14 protein-coding genes and 4 tRNA genes are annotated in these 15,896 nt (G+C 63.1%); 6 read left to right on the forward strand and 12 right to left on the reverse strand.

Annotated features, from left to right (window positions below; genetic code table 11):
- Window positions 1-10: 10 nt before the first annotated feature.
- Window positions 11-517 (forward strand): P-loop nucleotide/nucleoside kinase family protein, encoded by a 507-nt coding sequence (locus BLT98_RS05525; RefSeq protein ID WP_092605820.1) that lies wholly within the window; start codon window positions 11-13, stop codon window positions 515-517.
- Here the strand turns inward: BLT98_RS05525 and BLT98_RS05530 are convergent.
- Both BLT98_RS05530 and BLT98_RS05535 read right to left on the reverse strand, forming a co-directional pair.
- Window positions 514-1,659 (reverse strand): alpha-hydroxy acid oxidase, encoded by a 1,146-nt coding sequence (locus tag BLT98_RS05530; protein WP_092605822.1) that lies wholly within the window; start codon window positions 1,657-1,659, stop codon window positions 514-516. The two genes, BLT98_RS05525 and BLT98_RS05530, sit on opposite strands and share 4 nt — an antisense overlap.
- Window positions 1,660-1,753: 94 nt before the next feature.
- Window positions 1,754-2,713, reverse strand: a complete 960-nt coding sequence (locus BLT98_RS05535) for a phytanoyl-CoA dioxygenase family protein (RefSeq protein WP_092605824.1) — start codon at window positions 2,711-2,713, stop codon at window positions 1,754-1,756.
- A 115-nt stretch (window positions 2,714-2,828) separates the two neighbouring features.
- Here BLT98_RS05535 and BLT98_RS05540 point away from each other — a divergent pair, with 115 nt between their 5' ends.
- On the forward strand, window positions 2,829-3,701 hold the full coding sequence (locus BLT98_RS05540) for a helix-turn-helix domain-containing protein (RefSeq protein ID WP_092605826.1): 873 nt from the start codon (window positions 2,829-2,831) through the stop codon (window positions 3,699-3,701).
- Between the two features lie 55 nt (window positions 3,702-3,756).
- On the opposite strand, the gene BLT98_RS05545 is transcribed toward BLT98_RS05540, so the two are convergent.
- The 4 genes from BLT98_RS05545 to BLT98_RS05560 all read right to left on the reverse strand — a co-directional run bounded on the left by BLT98_RS05545 (window position 3,757) and on the right by BLT98_RS05560 (window position 4,386).
- Window positions 3,757-3,833: transfer RNA gene (locus BLT98_RS05545), tRNA-Arg, on the reverse strand.
- Between the two features lie 162 nt (window positions 3,834-3,995).
- Window positions 3,996-4,072 (reverse strand) — tRNA-Arg (locus tag BLT98_RS05550).
- Between the two features lie 78 nt (window positions 4,073-4,150).
- Window positions 4,151-4,227 (reverse strand) — tRNA-Arg (locus tag BLT98_RS05555).
- A gap of 82 nt (window positions 4,228-4,309) precedes the next feature.
- A tRNA-Arg gene (locus BLT98_RS05560) sits at window positions 4,310-4,386 on the reverse strand.
- A gap of 427 nt (window positions 4,387-4,813) precedes the next feature.
- Between BLT98_RS05560 and BLT98_RS05565 the strand changes: the two genes are divergently transcribed.
- Both BLT98_RS05565 and BLT98_RS05570 read left to right on the forward strand, forming a co-directional pair.
- Entirely contained in the window at window positions 4,814-7,297 is a 2,484-nt protein-coding gene (locus BLT98_RS05565) for a hybrid sensor histidine kinase/response regulator (RefSeq protein ID WP_092605828.1), read from the forward strand.
- Between the two features lie 350 nt (window positions 7,298-7,647).
- Window positions 7,648-8,631, forward strand: coding sequence for a GGDEF domain-containing response regulator (locus BLT98_RS05570; protein WP_070256637.1), 984 nt, complete (start codon window positions 7,648-7,650; stop codon window positions 8,629-8,631).
- 72 nt (window positions 8,632-8,703) lie between these two features.
- Here BLT98_RS05570 and BLT98_RS05575 read toward each other — a convergent pair whose 3' ends face one another.
- The gene (locus tag BLT98_RS05575) at window positions 8,704-9,099 is read right to left on the reverse strand and encodes a hypothetical protein (RefSeq protein WP_034783088.1); all 396 of its coding nucleotides are present in this window, start codon (window positions 9,097-9,099) and stop codon (window positions 8,704-8,706) included.
- A 309-nt stretch (window positions 9,100-9,408) separates the two neighbouring features.
- Between BLT98_RS05575 and BLT98_RS05580 the strand changes: the two genes are divergently transcribed.
- Window positions 9,409-10,122 carry a sensor histidine kinase gene (locus BLT98_RS05580; protein WP_034783087.1) on the forward strand — a complete coding sequence of 238 codons (714 nt, stop codon included), beginning with the start codon at window positions 9,409-9,411 and terminating at the stop codon, window positions 10,120-10,122.
- A gap of 27 nt (window positions 10,123-10,149) precedes the next feature.
- Here the strand turns inward: BLT98_RS05580 and BLT98_RS05585 are convergent, their stop codons facing one another.
- Window positions 10,150-10,749 (reverse strand): hypothetical protein, encoded by a 600-nt coding sequence (locus BLT98_RS05585; RefSeq protein ID WP_092605830.1) that lies wholly within the window; start codon window positions 10,747-10,749, stop codon window positions 10,150-10,152.
- Between the two features lie 147 nt (window positions 10,750-10,896).
- Between BLT98_RS05585 and BLT98_RS05590 the strand changes: the two genes are divergently transcribed.
- Window positions 10,897-11,412 carry a DUF6265 family protein gene (locus BLT98_RS05590; RefSeq protein WP_139179116.1) on the forward strand — a complete coding sequence of 172 codons (516 nt, stop codon included), beginning with the start codon at window positions 10,897-10,899 and terminating at the stop codon, window positions 11,410-11,412.
- A 41-nt stretch (window positions 11,413-11,453) separates the two neighbouring features.
- Here the strand turns inward: BLT98_RS05590 and BLT98_RS05595 are convergent, their stop codons facing one another.
- From BLT98_RS05595 to BLT98_RS29660, 4 genes are all read right to left on the reverse strand, one after another.
- Window positions 11,454-12,752: an NAD(P)/FAD-dependent oxidoreductase gene (locus tag BLT98_RS05595; protein ID WP_034783085.1), complete on the reverse strand. Its 1,299-nt coding sequence runs from the start codon at window positions 12,750-12,752 to the stop codon at window positions 11,454-11,456.
- Window positions 12,753-12,767: 15 nt separating this feature from the next.
- Window positions 12,768-13,271 carry a hypothetical protein gene (locus tag BLT98_RS05600; RefSeq protein WP_092605835.1) on the reverse strand — a complete coding sequence of 168 codons (504 nt, stop codon included), beginning with the start codon at window positions 13,269-13,271 and terminating at the stop codon, window positions 12,768-12,770.
- A 92-nt stretch (window positions 13,272-13,363) separates the two neighbouring features.
- Window positions 13,364-14,149 (reverse strand): transporter, encoded by a 786-nt coding sequence (locus BLT98_RS05605; RefSeq protein ID WP_244517394.1) that lies wholly within the window; start codon window positions 14,147-14,149, stop codon window positions 13,364-13,366.
- A 76-nt stretch (window positions 14,150-14,225) separates the two neighbouring features.
- On the reverse strand, window positions 14,226-15,881 hold the full coding sequence (locus BLT98_RS29660; protein WP_092606956.1) for a methyl-accepting chemotaxis protein: 1,656 nt from the start codon (window positions 15,879-15,881) through the stop codon (window positions 14,226-14,228).
- Between the last annotated feature and the right edge of the window lie 15 nt (window positions 15,882-15,896).

A 15,896-nucleotide genomic window follows, 5' to 3' on the forward strand; every position in this document is an offset into this window, starting at 1 on the left:
GCGAGCGACCATGCAACCCACTCCCCGCACCAGCGTTACCGCCACCCTGCACCTTGTGTGCGGCAAAATTGCCTCGGGCAAATCCACCCTGACCGCCCGGCTGGCCAGCGCGCCACACACCGTGCGCATCAGCGAAGACAGCTTGCTGGCGCAGCTGTATCCGGGCCAGATCGCCAGCCTGGCCGACTACGCGGCTTGCGCTGCGCTGCTGCGCGCGGCCATCGCCCCTTTGGCCCTGCAGATGCTGCAGGCGGGCGTGTCCGTCGTGCTCGATTTCCCCGCGAATACGCCCGCCAGCCGTGCCTGGATGCGCGAACTGTTCCAGCAGGCGGGCACGCCGCACGTGCTGCATTACTTGGACGTGCCGGACGAGGAATGCAAGGCGCGCTTGCGCCAGCGCAATGCCAGCGGGCTGCACCCGTTCTCCACCAGCGACGCCGAGTTTGACGCCATCACGCGCCACTTCGTGGCGCCACAGGCGTCGGAAGGCTTTGATATCGTGCGGATTGCCGCTTAAAACGTCCCCGGCAGCAAGATCTTCTTGTCCACCTGCTGCAGGTCGCGCAAGCCGCAAAAGGCCATCGTCAAATCGAGTTCGTTGCGGATGATGTCCAGGCATTTGGTGACGCCAGGACCTCCCATGGCGCCCAGGCCATACAGGAAGGGGCGGCCGATGTACACGCCTTTCGCGCCCAGGGCCACGGCCTTGAGCACGTCCTGGCCCGAGCGGATGCCGCCGTCCATGTGCACTTCGATCTGGCTGCCGACGGCGTCGACGATGGCGGGCAAGGCTTCGATCGACGATTGCGCGCCATCGAGCTGGCGCCCGCCGTGGTTCGAGACGATCAGCGCGTCGGCGCCGCTTGCCACGGCCAGGCGCGCGTCTTCCGGGTCCATGATGCCCTTGATGATCAATTTCCCGCCCCAGCGCTGCTTGATCCATTCCACGTCCGCCCACGACAGGCTCAGGTCGAACTGCTGCTGCGTCCAGGCCGACAGGGACGACATGTCCGACACGGACGTGGCATGGCCGACGATGTTGCCGAAGCCGCGCCGCTTCGTGCCCAGCATGCCCGCCACCCAGCGCGGCTTGGTGGCCATGTTGATGATGTTGGGAATCGTCAATTTCGGTGGCGCGGACAGGCCGTTGCGCAAGTCCTTGTGGCGCTGCCCCAGCACCTGCAAATCGAGCGTCAATACCAGCGCGCCGCATTTGGCCGCCTTGGCGCGGTCGATCAGGCGGTTGATGAATTCGCGGTCCTTCATCACGTACAGCTGGAACCAGAACGGTTTCGTCGTGTTCGCCGCCACGTCTTCGATCGAGCAGATGCTCATGGTCGACAGCGTGAACGGCACGCCGAAACGCTCGGCCGCCTGGGCCGCGAGGATTTCGCCATCCGCATGCTGCATGCCCGTCAAGCCCGTGGGCGACAGGGCCACCGGCATCGATACGTGCTGCCCCACCATGGTCGAAGCCAGGCTGCGGTTTTCCAGGTTGACGGCCACGCGCTGGCGGAATTTGATCTTCGCGAAATCGCTGTTGTTGGCGCGGTACGTCGACTCCGTCCAGGAGCCGGAATCGGCGTAGTCGTAAAACATGCGCGGCACCCGTTTCTGGGCCAGCACGCGCAAGTCTTCGATGCAGGTGATGATACTCATGCGTTTCCTCGGTCGATGGCAAGTCGAACCATGATCGTGCATTTGCCTGCAATTGTCTATCCGGCAGGCAATGCCATCGGAACCCGCGCCACACTTACCAGTCGCGCGCGCCGAGGATTTGCTCGCCCAGCGCCGTCAACCGCGCCTGCGGATAGCGCAGCTTTTCCTTTTCCTCGGGGTCGCCGGGAAACGCATAGCCTTGCGGCGCGCTGCGCTCGCGCCAGCTTTGCACGCGCCAGTCGCGCAAGGCTTGATTGTCTTCCTGCGCTGGCGTGAAGGAAATATATTGCGCCAGGCGCACCTGGTCCGCCGATGTGTTCGGGCGGATGCCGTGCGCCAGCAGGCTGTTGAAGATCAGCAGCTCCCCTTTCTTCATGGCGATGAATTCCATCGGGTACGGTACCGTCGCCAGGTCTGGCTGCCACGGGTTGCGATCGAGCGGCACCGTCTTGCGCCACGCCAGCAAATTGTTGAACAATTCTGGATAACACTGGAAACCGCCGCTCTCGGGCGAGGTGTCGGACAGGGCCAGCACGCCTTGCACGTTGACGGGCAGCGGGTCGAGCGTGGTGTCGGCATCCCAGTGGATGAAGCCGCCAAACTTGCGCTTGCCATTGTTCGGCGTGTTCAGGTTGGCGCGGTCGATGGTCACCCACAAATCCTGACGGTCCCAGATGTCGACAAAGGCGTCATACACGCGCTGGGTCTGGCGGTTATCCCACAGGGTCTGGTTGTGGTAGGCCTCGACCATGCCGGAACCGTTGAGCTCTTTCATGGCGTGGTCGCGCAACTGGTCCCGGTTCCAGGTGGCGGGGTCATGTTGGTCCAGTCCCTGGAATTCCCACAGGAAATCGGTTGTGCGGCGCACCTGTTCCGGCGGCACCGCATCCTTGACGATGACGTAACCGTAGGTTTGCCAGTGCAAAAAGTCGCTGTCGGACAGTACGCGCAGGGGCAGCTGTTTTTGTATATCGCGCAACTGGGTTTGTTCCGTGTAGGCCACGGACGGGTTGCCGGGCCGGTCTTCGCCGTATTGATATCGGTCTTCTTGCATCGCTGTCTCCTGTGTTGGTGTGAGACAGATTGTGCTTCGGCAGTGCCGTGTAAAATGGGTGCGCAGCAACCAATACTGATACTATCCTGACTATCCACTACCTTAAAACGTCACGATGACGCCTTTATTCGAACAAGTCACGATCCCGACAGGCCACTCCTGGGGCTTGCTGTGGCGCGAACTCGATGCCATTCCCTTCATCTGGCACTACCACCCGCAGTTCGAGCTGACCTTGACGGTCAATGCGCGGGGACAACGTTACATCGGCGACCACCTGGGCGATTTCGAGCCGGGTGACCTGGTGCTGCTGGGGCCGAATTTGCCGCACACGTGGTCGGCCAGCGAACGCATCGACGGCACGCAGCCCATGCTGGCCGTCGTCGTGTGGTTTTCCCTCGAATGGGTGGAGCAGCTGGCGGCCTGTTTTCCGGAGTTGCACGGCGTCCGGCAACTGGCGCGCCGCGCCGGCCCTGCCCTGCATTTTTCGCCGGCAACGAGCGCGCGCAACGCATCCAGACTGCTGCAATTGAATGCGCTGCCCGTACCGCAGCGCTTGCCGCTGCTGCTCGACGTGCTGCTGGATCTGGCGGGCGATGGCGGTGCGCAGCCGCTGGCGTCAACAGCGCAGGCGCCGATGCCCGATGGGCAGCAAAAGCGCATGGCAATCGTGTTTGACTTCATGCACGCGCATTTCCGGGAAGAGATCGCACTGGAAACGCTGGCGCAGCGGGCGGCCCTGTCGCTGGGCGCCTTTCACCGCTGTTTCAAGCGCCATGCGCACTGCACGCCGGGCGAATACCTGGCGCGGCTGCGTATCGGCCGCGCCTGCCAACAGCTGATCGAAAGCAATCTCGCCATCGCCGTCATCGCGCAAGAGGCTGGCTACCGCAACCTCGCGCATTTCAACCGCCAGTTCCGCGCCGCCAGGCAAGTCACGCCGCGCGCGTTTCGCCTGCAATACCGGCGTGGCGCCACTGGCGCAGCATAAATCCATTCAGAAACGAAAAAGGGGATCAGATTTTACAATCTGACCCCCAATATTCTGGTGCGGCTGGCAGGAATTGAACCCACGACCCCTTGGTTCGTAGCCAAGTACTCTATCCAGCTGAGCTACAGCCGCCTAAGACAAGATTATAGCAGGGCTTTGCAGAATGGCAAAGGGCGCCGTGCGGATATTTCACAATTGCCCAGGCCGCCAACATGCACCCTGCCCGCGTCCCGTCAGGACGAAAAAAAAACCCGGAAAGCGAACTTTCCGGGTTTTTTTCACTACTACTGATACTGGTGCGGCTGGCAGGAATTGAACCCACGACCCCTTGGTTCGTAGCCAAGTACTCTATCCAGCTGAGCTACAGCCGCAAACTCTGACACACTTCGCCGGACGGCGCGAAGCTTGAAACTTTCATCAACATGAAGCGAACTTCATCTTGGCAATACTGGTGCGGCTGGCAGGAATTGAACCCACGACCCCTTGGTTCGTAGCCAAGTACTCTATCCAGCTGAGCTACAGCCGCAAAACTTCTACAACATTCCATCAACAGCATGGAGGTGAAACTTGTTACAACAAAACCAGGCAAAGTCTGATTTTCAGTATTCTGGTGCGGCTGGCAGGAATTGAACCCACGACCCCTTGGTTCGTAGCCAAGTACTCTATCCAGCTGAGCTACAGCCGCGCAGGCAAACATTATAGCGTATTCATTTCGCTTTGAAAAGTTCGATTTTTCAATCGCTTAGCTGATTTTGCAGAATACCGCCCCGCATGATCGACTACCTTTTCACTGCCAAAAAGCTCACGCCTTTTTATCGATGGATACTTCTGCTTTCACAGGAGCTTCCAGCGAATCGAGAAGTTGCTGTCTCGAAAGAAGCGGGATTATAGGGACTGCTTTCCAGCCTGTCCAGTGCTATCTGCAGGCGGCGCGCAAGCGTGCGGTGGCGGCGCGGCGCTTGGGGCTACAATACCACTCAGGCAGGGGCGCTTGTGCCTCCCCTAATTCATGACGGCGGGTAATTCCATCATGCTCCATTTAACTGAGCTTAGCGGCGGCGGCCCGGCGGGGCAAGCGCCCGTGCGGCAGACTCACTGTTGCAGGATTTCCGATGGCCAAGCATGACCGCGAGCAAGATCTGCTTCCCCCATCAGCGCCGCTGAGCCTATCCGACGAGCGCCTGGCCAACCTGCTGGAGGGCATCACCGATGGCTTTTGCCTGCTCGACCGCGACTGGCGCATCCGCTATATCAATACGCGCGGCACCGACATGCTGGCGCCGCAGCGTCCGCCTGGCGCCAGCCTGGCCGGCAGCAGCCTGTGGCAAGCCTGCCCGGAACTGCTGGGCACGGAACTGGAAACGCAGTATCGGCGCGCCATGGCGCAACAGCACGGCGGCAGCTTCGAACTGCTGTACACGCCGCTGGGGCGCTGGCTGGAAGTGCGCATCTTCCCTTCCAGCGATGGCTTGACCACGTATATCCAGGACATCAGCCAGCGCAAGGCCAGCGAAGAAAGCTTGCGCCACAGCGAGGAAGACTTGCGCGCGCTGGCCAATTCCATCCCGCAACTGGCCTGGATCGCCGGCTTCGACGGCACCATTGCGTGGTACAACCAGCGCTGGCACGACTATACGGGCACCAGCGCCGAACAGATGGCGGGCGATGGCTGGAGCATCGCCTATCACGCGCAGCATCTGCCACCCATGCTGCATGCCTGGAAGGCCGCCTTGCGCGATGGCACGCCCTTCGAAATGGAATTCCCCATCCGCGGCGCCGACGGCCAGTTCCGCTGGTTCCTGACGCGCGCCAATCCCGTGCGCGACCGGGGCGGCCAGCTGCTGCGCTGGTTTGGCACGAGCACCGATGTCGACCAGGTCAAGCGCGCGCAGGAAGCCCTGCGCGATGAAACGCGCGTGCTGGAGTTGCTCAACAATACGGGCGCGGCCCTGGCCGGTACCCTGGACTTGCCAGCCCTGCTGCAGGAAACCGTCGATGCGGCCACGCGCATCAGCGGCGCGCACTTCGGCGCCTTGTATTATGACGATGCGGGCGAGCTCCACGACAGCGCCGCCCCGCTGCCCGCGGCGCGCGCCGTCAACGGCATCAGCCTGTGCGAGGCCGATGCCATTGCCACGGAACTGCGCCAGGGACCAGCCATGCGCCAGAACGACTTGCTGGCCGCGCCCGCCGCCAGCGCCGGCGGCGCGCCGCCGCTGCGCAGCTGCCTCAGCCTGCCCGTCAGCTCGCGCTCGGGCCTGTTGCTGGGGCGCTTGCTGCTCGGCCATCCGCAGGCGGGCATGTTCAGTGCGCGCAGCGAACGCATCGTTTCGGCCATCGCGGCCCAGGCCGCCGTCGCGCTCGACAATACGCGCTTGTACGCGGCCGCCACGCGCGCCGCGGAAGAGCGCAAGGTGCTGCTCGACAGCGAACGCGAGGCGCGCGCCGAGGCCGAGCGCACGAACCAGCTGAAAGACGATTTTCTCACCACCCTGTCGCATGAACTGCGCACGCCCTTGTCGGCCATCCTGGGCTGGGCCCAGGTGCTGCGGCGCGGCACGCGCGACGAGGCCGACCTGCACCGCGGCTTGCAAAGCATCGAACGCAATGCGCGCGCGCAGGCGCAGCTGATCGAAGACTTGCTCGACATGAGCCGCATCACCTCCGACAAGGTGCTGCTCGACCTGCAAACCATCGTGCCCGCCAGCATCATCGCCTCGGCCATCGAAACCCTGCGCCCGGCGGCCGACGCCAAGCACATCGCCATCCACAGCAATATCGCCAGCGATGCGGGCCGCATCACGGGTGACCCCAGCCGCATCCAGCAAGTGATCTGGAACCTGCTGTCGAATGCCTTGAAGTTCACGCCACAAGGAGGGCGGGTCGATATCGGCGTGCACCGCGAAGCGACCCGCCTGGCCATCACGGTGGCCGACAACGGCGTCGGCATCAAGAAAGATTTCCTGCCCCACGTATTCGACCGCTTCCGCCAGGCCGACGCCTCGACCACGCGCCGGCATGGCGGCCTGGGGCTGGGGCTGGCCATCGTCAAGCACCTGGTGGAGCAGCACGGCGGCACAGTCACCGTCAGCAGCGCCGGCGACATGCAGGGCGCCAGCTTTACCGTGCGCCTGCCCCTGGGGACGCCGGCCGTTGCCGCGCGCCAGGCGGGCAGCGTCCCGTCCGCCAGCCATGACTTGCGCGGCGTCACGGTGCTGCTGGTCGATGACGAAGCCGATGCGCGCGAGCTGACGGAGCGTATCTTGCGCGACAACAACGCCGAAGTGCACAGCGCCGGCAGCGTGGCGCAAGCGCTGCAACTGCTGGACCAGGTGCGCCCGGATGTGCTGGTCAGCGACATCGGCATGCCCGATGCCGACGGTTTCGACTTGCTGGCGCAAGTCCGCGCGCACGCCTCCCCTGAGGCGGCCCGGCTGCCCGCGCTGGCGCTGACGGCGTTTGCGCAACCGCAGGATCGCCAGCGGGCGCTGGCCAGCGGCTTCCAGGACTGGGTCTCGAAACCGCTCGACCCGGCCGAACTGGTGGCGGCAGTGGCGCAACTGGCCGCGGCGCGCGTGACCGGCTCGCCGCCTTGAACAGCGCCGCCAGGGCGGCAAGATAGTCGGCAAAAAGATGATGCAAAGAAATACATAGTGCAGAACAAAATAACTATTTTGTGGTTTAGCCTTCCTACTTTCAGACGCGGCACTGTCCTACAAGCAACTAAGCTGAAGTTTGCTACACTGAAATGCAGAAGCACACCTGCATGGCAGGCTGGAGACCGTCGACCTTGGCTGCCGTCATTGGCAGAAGCGAGTTCAAGCGCTGTTGTGCGCCCTATCTTGTTGCAAGGCGCTACTATCATCCGACCGCCGTCAGCCGCGCCGCCAGCCTATTCGCTGCGGTAGAAGCCAGTGTTGCATAGACCGTATAACCGAGACCCTACATGCCCAGCCAAGATGAGATTTTGAAAGCCAAAATTTTGGTCGTTGACGATTCACCCGACAATGTCGACCTGATGCTGGAAATCCTGCGCGATGCCGGCTACACCAATGTCACGGCCACCATGCGTCCGGCGCAGGTCTGCCCCCTGCACCAGGAGCATTGCTACGACCTGATCTTGCTGGATCTGCAAATGCCGGAACTCAATGGTTTCCAGGTCATGAAAGGCTTGAAGGAAATCGAACATGGCGGCTACCTGCCCGTGCTGGCCCTGACGGCGCAGCCGAGTTTCAAGATCGCCGCCCTGGAAGCGGGCGCGCGCGACTTCATCAGCAAGCCCTTCGACCTGATGGAAGTGCACAAACGCATCCACAACATGTTGGAAGTGCGCCTGCTGTACAAGGAACTGGCGCAATACAGCAAGCAGCAGCAGGAACTGGCGCTGCACGATCCGCTGACGGGCTTGCCGAACCGACGCCTGCTGGAAGACCGCATCGAGCATACCTTGCAGCAATCGGCCCGCAACCGCGGCAAGTCCGCCATCCTGTACCTGGACCTGGACGGCTTCAAGGCCATCAACGACAGCTACGGCCACGGCTATGGCGACGATATCCTGAAAATGGTGGCGGGCCGCCTGGTGGGCGCATCGCGCAAGGAAGACACGGTGGCGCGCATCGGCGGCGATGAATTCGTCATCGTGCTGGGCAACCTGGCCGGCAAGGGCGACGCGCGCGAACCGGCCGCCAAGCTGATCGAAGTCATTTCCGAGCCGTATTTCATCAACGACCTGACCCTGCGCCTGTCGACCAGCATCGGCATCGCCATCTACCCGGACGACGCCAGCACCGTCGAATCCCTGCTGGGCGCGGCCGACACGGCCCTGTATGAAGCCAAGCGCGCCGGCAAGAACCGCTTTTGCTGCACGCCGCACGAAGTGATCGCCTCGCAGGTCAACATGCAGAAAAGCAGCATCCCATCGATCGCCTGAAGTTCTTTACTGAGCGGCACGTAAAAAAACCGGCAAGCCTCACGGCCAGCCGGTTTTTTTGCTTTGGACGCTTTATTTCTTGCCAGCGCTCACTTCATGCTGGCCCGCATGCTGGTGATCCGTTTGCGCATTGACGGTTTCGGGCGGCACTTCGATGCGCGTGATGCCGGCATCGACGGAAATCGGGTCGCTGGCAGGGAACGTCATTTCCACGGCATCATCGAGCAATTCTTCCTTGGCCCGCTCTTCGCCGCTCATGCCCTCCTCATCGGCCAGGATGGCCAGCGCGCTGGCCCATTTGACGAAATTGAGGTTAGACAGTTCGCGCACGGTGTTCACGCCAAACGCTTGCTGCAAGGCCTTCGCATCCTTCGCGCTGACGCCGCGCAGGGCGCTGATGGGCGCATTGACGATGTCGCGGAAGCTTTTGTCGAGGTATTCCTTGTCGACGATGGTATCGATATTCATGGCATGTCCTTTCGTTTCGGTAAGCGGGCCTGTATCGCGCCCTGCGCCGCGGGGCGGCTATGCTGCATGGGGATGCACAGCCCCACTATGGCAGCGCGCAGCGTCCCGGTATGTGCGCAGCCGTACGTAACGACGGGAACTTTGCCCGCTGGCGAAAGCGATAATATTGCCTATCATATAAAAGTGATGGAAGGAGATCAAAATTGCCGAAAAGACAGAAATTTTCCATCCATGCGCCCCGCGATGAAATCCTCATGTATGATCCACAACTTGAATTTGGTCCTCACCTTTCACCATTCACGGGGCGCTATGTCCGCACAAACAGATCCGAACAAGGAAGCGGCCCAGGCCGATGCGGAACGCGCCGCCGACCTCAGCGAGTTGCTGGGTCATGTCAACACCAGCTGGGACAATGAACGGCGCGCCCTGTCGCGCCAGTTGCACGACAGCCTCGGCTCCTCGCTGACGGCGCTGACCATGCACCTGTCGCTGCTGACGCAAAAGATGCCGCAGGAAGCCGCCTTGCTCGACCGCGCGGCAACCATGAAGCAATTGCTGCTGAATGTGATCGAGACCAACCGCCAGATGCAGATGAAGCTGTGGAACGACAAGCTCGAGTTTCTCGGCGTGAATGTGGCGCTGGGCGAGCTGGCCGCGCAATTTGCCGAACAGCACAAGATCACCGTGCGCTGCAGCCTGCCCGAAGATGAATTGATTTGCCCGCGCAACGTGGGCGTGGCCCTGCTGCGCACCCTGGAAGAAGCGCTCGGCAACATCGCCGCGCACGCCCACGCCACGCAAGTGGATATCATCATCGACGACAATGAGGACGCGCTGATGATGACCGTCAAGGATGACGGCGTGGGGCTGCCGAAGAGCGAGCCCGTCGAAATGAGCAAGCACGGTCTGCGTTCCGTGCGCGAGCGCGTGCATTACCTGGGCGGCAGCCTGAGCCTGACGGCCAATCCGCAAGGCGGCACGGCCCTGACCGTCGTCTTGCCGCGCGTTACGCCAAAAGAATAATTTCCCGCAACGGGCGCCCTGCCCGCCTCAACGGGGTAGCGGCATCCCCTCTTCCGGCAACAGCAGTTGCGCCCCCAGCACATCGCGGCGCGCGCCATGCCCGGCCAGGCTGGCGCGATCGCCTTCCAGCACCTGCAAGAAATGTCCAACACGCAACACATCCGTCAATTGCGCCGCCAGGGCGGCATCGGCCGGAGAACCCGCCTGCCGCCATCCCAGCGCCAGCAGGGTTTGCCAAACGTCGGGCAGTGCCGTGCGCCAGCCGGTCGAGGCGAGGAAGACGCCGACCGGCTGCTCCAGCGCTACACAGGCCCGCGCCAGCAAGTCCTCGCGCGCCAGTTCGCCGGGCCAGCCGTCAAGCTCGGCGCGCCACAGGGGAAACGTGGCCAACGGCGCCGGCAACGCATCCAGGCTGCTGATGAAGCGGGACTTGCCATAGCCATCCGTGCGGAAACGCGCGACCTGCCGCAGGCTTTCCCCGGCTTCCCCCTTCGCCCTGCAGGCCAGCAGCAGCTGGTAAAAATCGAGCTGCTCCGGGTCCAGGCCCAGACTTTTCAGACTGATGTAGCGGTCGTCGAACTGGCCCGGCCTGGCGGCGCCGCGCGGCTGCGTGGAAGTATCGTGCATGATTGTCCTTGGCGTGATGATAGTGACGGTCGGCATCTTTCCCGAGTATAAAGTGTTTGCCGTGTGCAGCCCAGCATCGGCTACACTGGGCAGGCGCGCCGCCGGCGTGCCCTAGTGACCGCTAACATCGCAACGACAGGAGATGGCATGCAACGACTCGCAACGACCTTGCTGGCAACGCTGCTGGCCATGGGCGCCGCCCAGGCCGCCGACAACACCGTGCCGCCGCCGGAAACCGTGGACAAGCTGGCCTGGCTGGCCGGCTGCTGGAACGTCGATGGCGCCGAGCCCGGCTCCGGCGAACAATGGAGCACGGCCGCCGGCGGCACCATCCTCGGCACCAGCCGCACCGTCAAGGGCGGCAAGACAACGGCCTTTGAATTCGTGCAGATCCGCCTCACGGAGCCGGGCCAGCTGGCCTACATCGTGCAGCCGTCGGGCCAGCCGCCCGTGATCTTCAATCTGCTGCGCCAGGACAAGCCGAATGAATTCATCTTCGCCAACCTGGACAATGACTTCCCGAGCCGCATCATCTACCGCCACGACAGCGAGCGCATCCTGCATGCCAGCATCACCGGCACCTTGAAAGGCAAGCTCACCACCATCGATTTCCCCATGACGCGGGGACGCTGCGAAGCGGCGCCCATCGCGCGCGGCAAATAAAAAGGGGCCGCAAGGCCCCTTTTTGATGGGATGGCAACGGCTTAGTGCAGCTTGACCTGCGGCGTGCTGCGCTTGATCAGGAAACGGCCCATGGCCATGACGGCCGTGCGCACGCTGCCCAGCACGGCATTGTGGTGCATCAGGTGCAGGCTGACATACATCATGCGCGCAACAAACCCTTCGACGAACCAGCTCAGGCCCTTCAGGGAACCCATCAGGGTACCGACCGAGGTGGTGCGGCCAAACGACACGAGCGAACCGTAGTCCAGGTATTCGTACGGCTTCGTTTGCGGCGGCTTGCCCTTGGCTTGCAGCAGGAACGTTTTCAGCAGGTAATCGGCTTGCTGGTGGGCCGCCTGGGCGCGCGGCGGCACCAGCTTGCCATCGGGCCCCGTGCAGGCGGCGCAATCGCCGAGCGCGAAAATATTCGCGTGGCCCTGCACATTGAGCATGCCCGTCACTTCCAGCTGGCCGGCACGGTTGGTCGGCAGCCCCAGAGTGGACAGGAATTCCGGCGCGCGGATGCCGGCGGCCCACACGCAGATGTCGGCCGCATAGCTGGTGCCGCTGGCCACCGTCACCTTGTCGGCTTCGATCGTGGTGACGCGCGTGTCGGTCACCACCGTGATGCCATGTTTATGCAGCAGTTTCGAGGCGGCGATGGACACGCGCTCGGGCAGCGGCGCCAGGATGCGCGGCGCCCCTTCGAGCAGGGTGATGCGCACATCCTTGATGGCATTGAGATTCTGGAAACCATATGCCGCATACACGCCGCTCGCTTCGCGCAATTCGGCCGCCAGTTCCACGCCCGTGGCGCCGCCACCGATGATGACGATGTCGACACCGGGGTGGCCCGCGTCGCCCTGGCGCTGCTCGGCCATGGCCAGCAGTTTCAGCAGGGTCAACCGGAAACGTTCGGCATCTTCCGTGGCATTCAGGGAAATCGTGTTTTCCTGGGCGCCGGGCACGCCGAAGTAATTCGAGGTGCTGCCCACGGCCAGCACCAGCTGGTCGTAGCTGACAGTGCGCTGCGGCAGCAGCTGCTCATCCTTGTCGGTGGCGATGGCGCCCACGGTGAGGCTGTTCGACGCGGCGTCGAGCCCGATCAAAGGACCATAGACATAGGTAAAACCATTGTCATGCGCCAGCATCTGGTACGACAGGCCCTCTTGATGAATGTCCAGGGTACCGGCCGCCACTTCATGCAGCGAAGGCTTCCAGATATGGTACAGCCGGCTGTCGACCAGGGTGACCTGGCCGGCGCCGAGCTTGCGGCTGAGTTTGCAGGCCAGCTCCAGGCCGCCTGCTCCTCCCCCTACGATAACGATTTTACTGTGCAAAGATCCTCCTGCGTGTTAATCCCTGTGCCCGTTGCCATTGCCGTGACCATTGCCATGGCCCTTGCCCGGCTTGTTGTCATGCTTGTTGTCATGCTTGCCGCGCTTGTCATCATGCTTGTCAAAGTGCTTGTCATGCTTGTTGTCATGACGGCCGCGGTCACCGTAATCGGGACGGCCATGGTCGCCATGCTGCTGGCGGTAACGGGGCACATATTGGTTGTTATACCAACTATCCTGGACGAAATATACCTCTTGGTTACACGCATTATACTTGCGGCAGTGCTTCGACCAGTTTTTCGCATGGCCGGGCGGCACGCGCAGATAAATGGGGCGCGCCGAATAGTATTGCGGGCGCTGCACGATGATGGGCTGGGCATAGATCAATTGCGGCGCTGGATAGTCGCCTATGTCGATGCGTCCGTAAAAGCCCGGCTGGCCGACGGTGACGGAGACGCCAACCTGGGCGACGGCAGCGGTAGCGGCCGACAGCAAGACGGCGGCGAGAATGAGGGTTTTCATGGGGCACTCCTTTTATCAGTTATGCCGCAATTGTAGACCTTGTACAAGCAACTGTTTGTTCGCAAGGACACATAAGGAAAGCCGTGGCAATCTCACCACAGCTTACCCAACGGCACGACCAGGCCGCTGAACAGCGACCAGTCCGGCGACGCCGCCGTCACACCGCGCGCCAAGCCGATATCGATGGCCAGCCGCGGCGTGGGACTGTAGGTGGCGGCCAACAAGAGCTGGGCCGTGGCCGGCGCGCCGCGCAAGTGCGTGCCCGACACTTCCGCCGTGGCGCCCCAGCGGTCGCTGACGGGCGTGGAAAAGGAGGTCGCCCAGCCCGTTTGCACCCTGCCCGCGCCAGGGTCCGATGCCCCCAGGCGCGTGGCGTTCAGGTTGGCATCCACGTGCACGGCGCCCAGGTCGCGGCTGAGAATGCCGTTCAGCGACACGTCGCTCTTGCCGCTGCCGATGCTGTCCTTGGCTGTCGGCAACTTCCAGCCCAGCTCCAGACCCAGGGCCGTGGCGCTGTCGAGCAAAAAGGCCCGCTTGAGCACGACCGTCGTGTCGCCAACGCCCGTTTCGCGCCGGCCCGTTGCGTCGCGCGCGCGCACAAAACCCTCGCCTTCCAGCAGTACGCCCCATTCGGGCGTAAACGCCAGTTTGAATGTGTACGGCAGGCTGGCGCGGCGCGTGTCGTCCGTTTTCGACAGCAGGCCGCCGGCCTCGAATTCCAGCTGGCCCGGCACGGGCAGCTGGGCGGGACTGGCCACCGAAGGACGGTAAGGCAGGACGGGATCACCCTGCTGCGCCTGCGCCAGCGGCGCCAGGGAGAGCAATAGCAAAGAGAAACGCAGGGAGAAACATAACTGCGGCAGGAAAAGAGACGGCATGGAAAACCCGGAAGTGGCAAACGCGCAATAGCGACAGCCTACCACCACCGTGCCGATCGCGCCCAGCCCGCCGCCGTCAGGCCAGACGTCGCACCCGCTGCCTGGCGGCCGGCACCGGCCGGCGCAGCGGCGTGACGTTGCTGGCCGGCGCCACGGCAATGTGCTCGGCCTGGGCATGCAGGCGGAAGACGCCCACCAGTTCCGTCAGGGAGTGCGCCTGGTCTTGCAGCGATTCGGCGGCGGCCGCCGCCTCCTCCACCAGGGCCGCGTTTTGCTGCGTCACCTGGTCCATCTGCAGCACGGCCTCGTTGACTTGCTCGATGCCGGCGCTTTGCTCGGCGCTGGCGGCCGTGATTTCCTGCATGATGTCGGCCACCTGGCGCACGCTGGCGACCACTTCATCCATCGTCTTGCCCGCGTCATGCACGAGTTTGGAACCGATCTCCACCTGCTCGACGGAGTCGCCGATCAGGGTCTTGATTTCCTTGGCGGCACTGGCCGAGCGCTGCGCCAGGTTGCGCACTTCGGATGCCACGACGGCAAATCCGCGCCCCTCCTCGCCCGCCCTGGCCGCTTCCACGGCCGCGTTCAGGGCCAGAATATTCGTCTGGAAGGCGATGCTGTCGATGACGCTGATGATGTCGACGATCTTGCGCGAGGACGCATTGATCGATTCCATCGTCTGCACCACCTGCCCCACCACGGCGCCGCCCTTGCCGGCCACCTCCGAGGCGGCACCGGCCAGAGCATTCGCCTGGCGCGCATTGTCCGCGTTCTGCCGCACGGCCGACGTCAGCTGTTCCATCGATGACGCCGTTTCTTCCAGCGAACTGGCCTGCTCTTCCGTGCGCGACGACAGGTCGAGGTTGCCCTGGGCGATTTCGCCCGAGGCCGTGTTGATGGTGTCCGTTCCCGAGCGCACCTGGCTGACGATGCCCACCAGCTTGTCGCGCATGGTTTTCATGGCAAACAACAGGCTGGCGCTGTCGTGGCTGGCCGTGCGGATATCGACGGTGAGGTCGCCCTCGGCGATGGCGCCGGCGATCTTGACGGCATACGCCGGTTCGCCGCCCAGCTGGCGCGTCAGTCCGCGCGTGATCAGCGCACCCAGCGCCAGGCCGGCGGCCACGCTGCCCAGCACCAGCGCGATCATGAAACTGCGGCTGGCCTGGTACACGCCCGAGGCTTGCTCGGAAGCGGCCTTGGCGCGCTCTTCTTTCTGCAATGATAATTTGTCGAGCACACCGTCGAGCTCATCGGCATGCAGGCGCGTCTTGTTGAGCAGTTCGATCAGCTGCGCGCTGCGCTGGGCCAGCGGTTCGGCCGCGGCCAGCGTGAGCGCCTGCTGCATGGTGACGACGTACTCGGCTTCGACGGCGGCAAAGCGGGCAAACAGTTCCTTGGCGGCCGGCGTGACGAACAGCGGCTGGGCCTTGGCAAGATAGGCCCTGTTTGAATCGAGAAATTTGGCGATATCGGCCTGGCGCGTGGCGCGCTCCTCGGCGGTCGTCGCCAGCAAGAAATTGCTGCGCGCGCGGCCCACCTTGATCAAGGCGATATTGGCTTCCTTGATGTACGACAAGCCCAGCAATTCATGGTTGTACATCTGCCCCGCCATGGTATCGATCTTGCCCATGTTGAAGATACCGATGCCGGCCACGATGGCCCCCATTAGCGCGACGCAAAAAAAAGCCGCCAGCAAACGCGTTCCCACCTTCATCCGGTTCAACATGATTTCTCCCATAAG

Source organism: Janthinobacterium sp. YR213, assembly GCF_900099875.1.
Lineage (GTDB): Bacteria > Pseudomonadota > Gammaproteobacteria > Burkholderiales > Burkholderiaceae_D > Janthinobacterium > Janthinobacterium lividum.